A 9,435-nucleotide genomic window follows, 5' to 3' on the forward strand; every position below is an offset into this window, starting at 1 on the left:
TTGCCGGCAGCCGTGCCGGTATTAAAAGTGTTATCGCGGTAAATAAGCTGAATGCGGATGGCACCAAAGTAACTGATGCAGGCGTAATAGTTTATGACGGGCACGAAACCGATCCAACCATTGAAGGGCCTAAATTTTACAAGCGGAATGGTTATTACTACATTTTTGCGCCGGCGGGCGGGGTGCCTACCGGGTGGCAGCTGGTGCTGAGGTCAAAAAACATTTATGGCCCCTACGAGCGAAAAGTAGTGATGGATCAGGGTAAAACAACCGTTAATGGCCCGCATCAGGGTGCCTGGGTAACTACCCAAACCGGCGAGGATTGGTTCCTGCACTTTCAGGATAAAGAACAGTACGGCCGCGTGGTACACCTGCAGCCTATGGTTTGGAAAAATAACTGGCCGGTAATAGGTACCGATAAAGATGGCGATGGTAAAGGCGAGCCTGTACTGGTTTACAAAAAACCAAATGTTAGTAAAACTTACCCAATCGAAACACCGGTTGAAAGCGATGAGTTTAACGGAAATACCCTCGGCCTGCAATGGCAGTGGATGGCTAACGCGCAGGCCAGCTGGTATTATATGAACCCGGGCAAAGGTGTATTAAGACTTTATTCGGATAAGATGCCTGAGGGTGCTAAAAACCTTTGGGGCGCAGGTAATGTACTGCTGCAGAAATTTATGGCCGACGAGTTTGAGGCTACAACCAAAATGACTTTTACACCTAATATTAAACTGGAAGAAAAAGCAGGTTTAACAATTATGGGTTTCAGTTATGCCGGCATAGCTGTTAAAAACAAAAAAGATGGCATATACCTGGTATTTGACCATTGCAAAGACGCAGATAAAGGTAACGCCGAAGAAGAGAAAACCATTACTAAACTGGATAAGTCTGCTGTATGGCTGCGTGTAAAAGTAAGCGCCGGCGCTAAGTGCGATTTTAGCTACAGTACAGATGGGCAAACGTTCATCAATGCCGGTGAAACATTCCAGGCCGAAGTGGGGCGCTGGATCGGCACGAAGGTTGGCATTTTCTGCACGCGCGATACACAGATCACTGATTCGGGCTATGCTGATTTTGATTGGTTTAGAGTTACACCTATTGACAGATAATCATGGGGTAATAAATATGATGTGGCAGTGCAGCGAAGATCAGGGATATGATAAGCAAAATAAATTTTATAGATTTAACGGTAACGCGGCAATCCGCGGTATAGCCTAATTGTAAGTCAATGTTTTTTGAGGTAGAAAATATATGAAGCTCAGGTGTTTTTTGTGCATGTTTTTGCTTTGGTTGTTAACCGGGGCTGCATTTTGCCAAATGCATTGCATAACAGAACATTACTCAACCGAAGACGGCTTATCTCATGATGTTATCACATCGATGTTCAAAGACAGGCAGGGATATATGTGGTTTGGCACCTGGGATGGCCTTAACCGCTTTGACGGACGTAAATTTACCGTCTTCAAATCTTTGGCCGGCGATTCGTCGCAAATCAACAATAATCGTATCGATCAGATCACCGAAGATAATTTCGATCACCTTTGGATCAAAGCTTATGATTCCCAGATCTATCGCTTCGACAAAAAAACAGGCCGCTTTCTTTCACTCGCTCTTATCCTCAACCTCAAAGAGAAGATCATTTTTGATAAGATCTTATCCCTTGATCAGGACGCCTTATGGGTGAGTACATTAAACAACGGAATTATTTACGTAAGCGGTATCAACACTGCCGGGATAAGCTACAGGCATTATAAGCAAAACGCCGCGGCAACTTCGAGGTTGCCTTCAAACAAGTTTAAATTTTTTTACGGAGATAGCGAGGGAAAGAAATGGATAGGGACAGAACACGGCCTTCTATGCCTTGAAAAACGTCAACGAAATGGCAGCTACGAAATAGCTGATTTAGATAAACATCCCGAAGAAGCATTTACCTGCGTTGCCGAAAGCAAATCGCAGCTGTTTTTTGGCACAAGAAAAGGCACTTTGTATCTATATGATAAACAGGAAAAGCAGTTCTCGAAACAACGAATCAGTACTGCTGATATCAATACGATATTGGTTAACCGCGGCCATACAAAAGCTTATTTAACAACAGGCAACGGCGAGTTGATATCATTTACCTTAGGGATCGGTCTGTTATCGCGCACGGTTTATCATGCGGGCGAATCATTACATACAATTTTCGAAGATCGTTCGGGTGCGCTTTGGATCGAACCGGGCTCAAAAGGAGCTATCCGCTTTGATCTGCTAACTCAAAAATTCGCAACGTTTGTTCAAAAAAACGATGCCAAAAAAACCAATTTTGCCAATCACTTTAAGGTGATAGAAGATAAGAATGGTGTTGTTTGGTGTGTGCTCAGAGATGGCGGATTTGGCTACTATGATAACGTTTCAAAACAGTTTAACTACTTTTATAACGAGCCCGGTTCAAACAGCCGTCGTTTTTCAAACCTTGTAACTACCATATATTATGACCCTGCCGGCATCTTTTGGCTGCATACAGATGAACACGGCCTTGAAAAAGTAATTTTCCCGCCAAACGTTTTTCAAACCAGTTTACTAAATGAGCATGCCGACTTCCAATCAGACAATGAGGTAAGAGGAATTTGTACCGACCGGCAAAACAGGCTGTGGTTTGGATTAAAAAACGGGCAGGTTTTAGTTTACAAAAACGGGAAACAGCTGCCGGTAACTTTCACCAATTTTGCAGGGCAAAATATTGGCGCGGTTTATTGCATTACCCAGGACCATAACGGAGTTATCTGGATGGGTACTAAAACCAGGGGCTTATACCAAGCTATACCTACCGATCCTTCAGAGCTTCGTTACCGGCTGATAAACTACCGCTACGATCCCTCCGATCCGGCATCCATTAACAGCGACGAAATTTATTCGATAAAAGAAGACAAGGAAGGGCGCATCTGGTTAGGCACGTTTGATAACGGGCTATGTTTGCTCACCAGGAACAATGGCAATATTTCATTTACAAGGCTGTCTGAAACCGGGACCGGATATCCGCAAACCTGTCTTAAAATAAGATATTTAGCAACAGATGCAAATGGGCGTTTATGGATAGCAGCCACAGGCGGCCTCGTAATCCTGAACTATCAAAACGGTAAACTTTTATACGAAACTTACAAAAAAATACCCGGCAACCCTCAAAGCCTGGGCAATAACGATATCCAGCATATTTATCGCGACAGCAAAAACCAAATGTGGCTTGTAACATCCGGCGGCGGGCTAAACCTGGCTTTCACCGATCCGCAAACCGGCCTGCAAAAGTTTAAAGCATACACCTCAAAACAAGGTCTAGCCAATGATTATGTCATGAGTTGTATAGGTGATGGATATCAACACTTATGGCTGGCTACTAAGGCCGGTTTATCCATGTTTGATTTGAATAGCCGTAAGTTTAAAAATTTCAACTCTTATGACGGTATTCCTAAAAAAGGGTTTTCTGAGAGTTCATGCCAGGCCACAAAAGATGGGAAACTGGTGTTTGGTGCAGTAAGGGGCTATATGGTTTTTGATCCGGGCCAGGTTAAGAACGATGCAATTAAAACAAATTTAGTGCTAACCAACCTGCAGGTGAACAACAGGGATATCGCGATCAAAGATAGCACCCGGATCCTTGATCGTGATATTAACTATTCGGATGGTATTAAATTGAAGCATGATCAAAATATTTTCAGCCTGGATTATGCCGTTTTAGATTACCGCTCGGGTAACCACCTAACCATCGCTTACCGTTTAAAAGGATTTGATAACGAATGGCATGAGGATAGCGACCAACAGCGGGCCACTTATACCAACCTGCCTGCCGGCAACTATACTTTCGAGGTAAAATGTAATGATCCCGACAGGTTTATAAACGTCCCTTATAAAAGCCTGGCCATTACGGTACTTGCTGCGCCATGGGCAAGCTGGTGGGCATATATTATTTATGCTATTATCATTTGCGCCATACTGGCCGCTATCAGGCAAAACGCTTTAACTGTGCTGAAGTTAAAGCAGAAAGTGGCCGTTGAGCAAAAAATGACCGAATTAAAGCTGAGTTTCTTTACCAATATCTCGCACGAGCTGCGTACCCCGCTTACCCTTATTATCAATCCTATTAATGAGCTTGTGCAACGAGCTTATCTTAGCAGGGATGACCGCCAATACCTGACAATTATTCAGCGCAACGCAAACCGTATGGTCCGCTTTGTAAACCAGTTACTGGATTTCAGAAAAGTGCAAAGCGGCAAGGCCAAATTAAACCTTTCGGCTATCAATATGGTTGAACTCATTACCGATGTAGCCGGCTATTTTGAAGAGACGCGGCAACTAAAAAACATTGAATTTGCCTTTAAAACAGATGTAGATACGGCCATGGTTTGGCTTGATCCTGAAAAAATAGAAACCGTATTATATAACCTGATCGCCAACGCCTATAAGTTTACCCCCGAAAGAAAAAAGATCACCGTGCACTTGCAGATGAAGAACACCGGCGATATGATAATTGATATTACAGATGAAGGATGCGGGGTACTGCCATCTGAAATTGATAGCTTATTTGACCTTTATACCGAAGGGTCGCACCCTAATACCGGACATTTAAAGGGTACGGGCATTGGGCTGGCCTTATCAAAAGAATTGGTTGAACTTCACAAGGGAACTATCAGCGCGCAGAACAGAGAGCCCGGTGGATTTTGGGTAAGGGTAACCTTGCCGGTTAACGCCGTTACAAACATGGCTCCGGCTGCAATGCCAGAAGATAAACCAGGCCCCGCGTTGTTACAGCCAATCCATACCGCACTAAAAGATGAACAAGCCATTGATGCCGGACTAAATAATGAGCCCTTACTGATTTTGGTAGAAGATAATCAGGATATGCGCGAATTGATAAGGATGCAGCTAAGCGGTAAGTACCGTATAGAAACCGCTGCTGATGGCGTTGAAGGCTGGGAGAAAATATTAAAACTGCAACCCGATGTCATTTTAAGCGATGTAATGATGCCGCGGATGGATGGATTGGAACTATTGGGTAAAATAAGGAGTGATGCCGCCACCAGCCATATACCGGTAGTATTACTTACCGCTAAAACAGCTGTTGAAAGCCAGATAGCAGGTTTAAATTACGGAGCCGATTACTACATCACAAAGCCCTTTGATACCGCCTTTTTGCTCACAACCCTTAAAAATATTATTGAACGCCGGAGCAGGCTTGTCAATGAAATGATGACGGGTAAGGCAGTAGTGAGTTTAAATCCGGGGGATATTATAGTAACATCAAAAGATGAAATATTTTTGAAAAAGGTGTTGGAACTGATTGACGCGGGTATGGACAACCCCGATTTTAATATCGAGTCGGTTGCCGAAGTGATCAATATGTCGAGGCAAACTTTTTATCGCAAACTGAAAAGCCTTACCCAGCTCAGCCCTGTTGAATTTGTTCGCGATCACAGGCTTTTACGGGCGCAGCAATTACTGGATGCAGGCAGCGATAATATCTCCCAAATCGCCTATGCCGTAGGGTTTAACAGCCCTAAATATTTTGCTACCTGTTTTAAAGCAAAGTTCAATATTTCCCCCTCCGATTATCAAAAAACGTCAAAGTCATCTCCCGAGATCATTCAATAGCTGCATAGCGGCCCATCAATTCCGGATGCCATTGGAGCGATGTGCATAAACCACAAGCATCCTGCGTTCCTGATATTTTTAATTCCAATTATTTAACGATGAGGATTGCTGAACCCACGGACTAAAAACACAGTAATTTGCCCTTTTAGCACAAAACACATCCTTATTGAACTAATTTTAAACCTTTTTGGCCAAATTTCAACCCTGCTGCGGGACATATTTATATAGGTTTGTTTTTATCACAACCGATCACCTGGTTTATCCGGGCATCGATGCTGATCACTAATTATAACCAATGTTAACCCTGCCGGCAAACAACCAATAGTCGGCGCTTTAAATTTTTACTATGAGAAAAACTTTACTTGTTTTTTCAACAATTATTGCGCGGCATTTTATTAGTGTGCGGTCGCAACACCCGCCTAATCTTCGGTTCGGCTAAAATGTGGACCGGAAAAACACGCATGGTACAGCTTAAACTTATTGCAAAGGCGCAACCGGCACTTCTTTACTGATAAAAACCGGCAGATCAATGTTCGCATTGTCTGTACTGTTCAATTCAGTCCCATCTAATTTATAAACCAATTATCAAACCAATTTAATAATGAATTTACCTGAACAATTACTATTCAATGCCGGGCACGGGCGGCAAAAGATCCGGCTTCTTAACCGAAGCTTTGTGCTCAGCATCTTTTTTTTGCTGGCGATAACCTGCCGGCTATTTGCCCAGGCAGACAAAACAGTGAACGGTACTGTCAAGGACGAACATGACCGGACATTACCCGGTGTGAGTATAAGCCTTAAGGGTACATCAACCGGCACAACTTCCGACGCGAACGGCCATTACAGTTTAAAAGTTAAAACCGGCCAGGGGATACTGGTATTTTCTTTTATGGGTTATGCTTCCATCGAAGAAAACATCAACAACCGCACAACCATTAACATATCGCTGGCCGGAAGTCAAAAAGACCTGAATGAGATTGTGGTTATCGGCTACGGTACGGTCAAAAGGCGCGATTTAACCGGCGCTGTAGCTTCAGTTAGCGGGAAGGACATCGCAGCCACTCCGGTTCCTAACGTGGCGCAGGCCATGCAGGGTAAATTGCCGGGAGTAAACATTACCTCGCAGGATGGCCGCCCGGGTGCAGGTGTTAACATCCGTGTACGGGGCGGAACATCCATATCACAAAGCAACCAGGCATTGGTGCTTATTGATGGTGTACCGGGCAATTTAAATGATATCCCCGGCGACCAGGTGGAAAGTATTGACGTGTTAAAAGACGCCTCATCGGCAGCCATCTATGGTTCACGTGGCGCCAATGGTGTTGTACTTGTTACCACCAAATCGGCAAAAGCAGGCAAAACCAACGTAAGCTATAATGGCTATGCTAAAATTAACAGGCCAAACAAATATTTAAAAGCCTTAAGCCCTTACGATTATTTGCAATATGTATGGGCTAACGCGGCGGCAAACGGAACCGCTTATCAAACACCATTTGAGCAATTATATGGCCTGGGCGCAAATGCCGGCAACAATGCCGGGGGAATAGAGAGTTACCGGAACCTTGCAACAGATGATATCCAAAAGCAAGCCTATAAACAGTCGGTATCATGGAACCATGCCCTTACCATATCAGGAGGCACCGACAAAACAAAAGTATTGTTTTCTGCCACTTACAGCGATGATGAGGGTATGAAACTGCAATCATACCAACGCCGGGCAACAGCCGCATTTAAACTTACCCAAAAAATATTTGACAACGTTACGTTCGACATTAACACCCGCTATGCCAATACCCCCACACTTGGCGATGAAGGTGTTACCAGCGGCAGCGGCTCAATATTATCTTCTGCATATCGCTTCCGCCCCATTGCTACTAACCATATTTTAGGCAGCCTGTCTGCATTAACAGCAAGCAATAATATATCGCAATACGGTAAAAACGCTTTGTGGGATAGCTATAGCCCTGTAGCCCGGATCAGTGATTATGATCCGCTTAGTCTTTCGTCAAATTTTGTGGGGATAGCCTCATTGAATTGGGTGATCATTAAAGGCTTAACCTACCATACCGATTTTAGCGGAAACGGCACCTGGACACAGCGTAAATACTGGTCGGGCGCTACCTATAACGGCTATATTGACGATGCAACCGGTAATAAACTGTATGCCGGTAATGCCGATTATCGCAAAAACGACAGCTGGGGCCTTCGCTGGGCAAACACACTGGGCTATGAGTTTAACATTAATAAAGACAATAAGATCAGTTTATTGGCAGGTACGGAATTCTTCAATTCGGGGGGTACCGGTATTTCTATACAGGCAAATTACTTTCCGTCAAACTTTACCGAGCAAACAGCTTTTGCCCAGATCAACCAATACGACAGGACAAAAAATTCATTCGCATTTTCATCCAGCGTAAATACCCCCGATCGTCTTAACTCATACTTTGCCCGTGCCATGTATAACTTCATGGACAAGTATTTATTAACACTTACATTCCGTGCGGATGGTTCTTCCAGGTTTGCCGGTAATAACCGCTGGGGATATTTCCCGGGCGGCGCATTTGCATGGAGGATATCGCAGGAACCTTTCATGAAAAATGTTAACTGGGTCGACAACTGGAAACTTCGCGCATCTTTCGGTGCCGTTGGTAATAATAATATCCCTACGGGGCTTAACACACAATCATGGGGTTCTGTAACCGATCCAAGAAACCAGTACGACATCAACCACACTACCCTTGCTGCGTATTCTTTAAGCAACCCCACCGTTTTATCTAATCCAAATTTGAAATGGGAAACTACTATCACCCGCGATATCGGAACGGATTTCAGTTTGTTTGGTGATAAATTATCAGGTACTGTTGATGTATACTGGAATACCACTAAAGACGTACTTACTCAAACTACCATACCCGGTGTTACCGGCTTTACCTATACTTATGCCAATATCGGGCAAATAAGCAACCGAGGCGTAGAACTATCGCTTTTAGGAACAGTATTCAAAAACCAAAACTGGAGGGTTACTGCTGGTGGCAACATTACTTTCAATAAAAACAAGGTAGACAAGCTTGCCGATAACGTGACCGGGCTGTACGGTACAAGCTGGGCAGGCAGCGCAACTTACCCCGCATCTGATTACCAGCTTGTAGTGGGCCGACCTGTCGGCCTGGTGCGCGGCTTAACGTATGATGGCTTTTACACCCCTAACGATTTTACCTACAGCAATGGCATGTATACGCTGAAAACCGGTGTACCCGACCTTACAAGCGTAACTGGTGGTGTAGTTCATGGACTTACTACCGGCGCTGATCGCCCGACCGGCCAGATCGCTTATCCGGGGCTGCCCAAGTATAAAGATTTGAACAACGACGGCAAGATAGACGATAAAGATCTTTCAGTTATTGGCAATACCACTCCGAAGTTTACAGGCGGCTTTAACATTAGCGTTGCCTATAAAAATATCGACCTGGGGCTAAACTTCAATTACAGCGTAGGTAACGATATTTATAATGCCAACAAACTGGCATCATTGTACGGCCCTAAAGAAGCGGGCGTTTATGAAAACAAGCTGGCTATCATGGCCAACGCCTACAAAATTTATAATGTTGTTAACGGGCAACTTGTCAGGCTAAAAACACCTGATGAATTTAACGCGGCAAACGCAAATGCCGATTTGCCATTGGCGTACAGCGAAACGGGAGTTACATCAACCCTCGGCATTGAAAAAGGTTCGTTCCTTCGTCTTAACACACTTACGTTGGGATATACTGTCCCTAAATCCGTATTGAAAAAAGTTGGCATAGGTGGCCT

General features: G+C 44.2%; 3 protein-coding genes. All 3 read left to right on the forward strand.

Going from position 1 to position 9,435, the window contains the following annotated elements; translation table 11 throughout:
* The coding region (locus VF500_RS29825) for a family 43 glycosylhydrolase (RefSeq protein ID WP_330863146.1) at nt 1–1,112 on the forward strand (1,112 nt) is incomplete at its 5' end.
* Nucleotides 1,113–1,320: 208 nt separating this feature from the next.
* Nucleotides 1,321–5,625 carry a hybrid sensor histidine kinase/response regulator transcription factor gene (locus VF500_RS29830; RefSeq protein WP_330863147.1) on the forward strand — a complete coding sequence of 1,435 codons (4,305 nt, stop codon included), beginning with the start codon at nt 1,321–1,323 and terminating at the stop codon, nt 5,623–5,625.
* A 601-nt stretch (nt 5,626–6,226) separates the two neighbouring features.
* Nucleotides 6,227–9,435: TonB-dependent receptor (locus VF500_RS29835; RefSeq protein ID WP_330863148.1), on the forward strand; the 3,209-nt coding region annotated here is incomplete at its 3' end.

It is taken from the genome of Mucilaginibacter sp. (assembly GCF_036383575.1).
Classification (GTDB): Bacteria; Bacteroidota; Bacteroidia; order Sphingobacteriales; family Sphingobacteriaceae; genus Mucilaginibacter.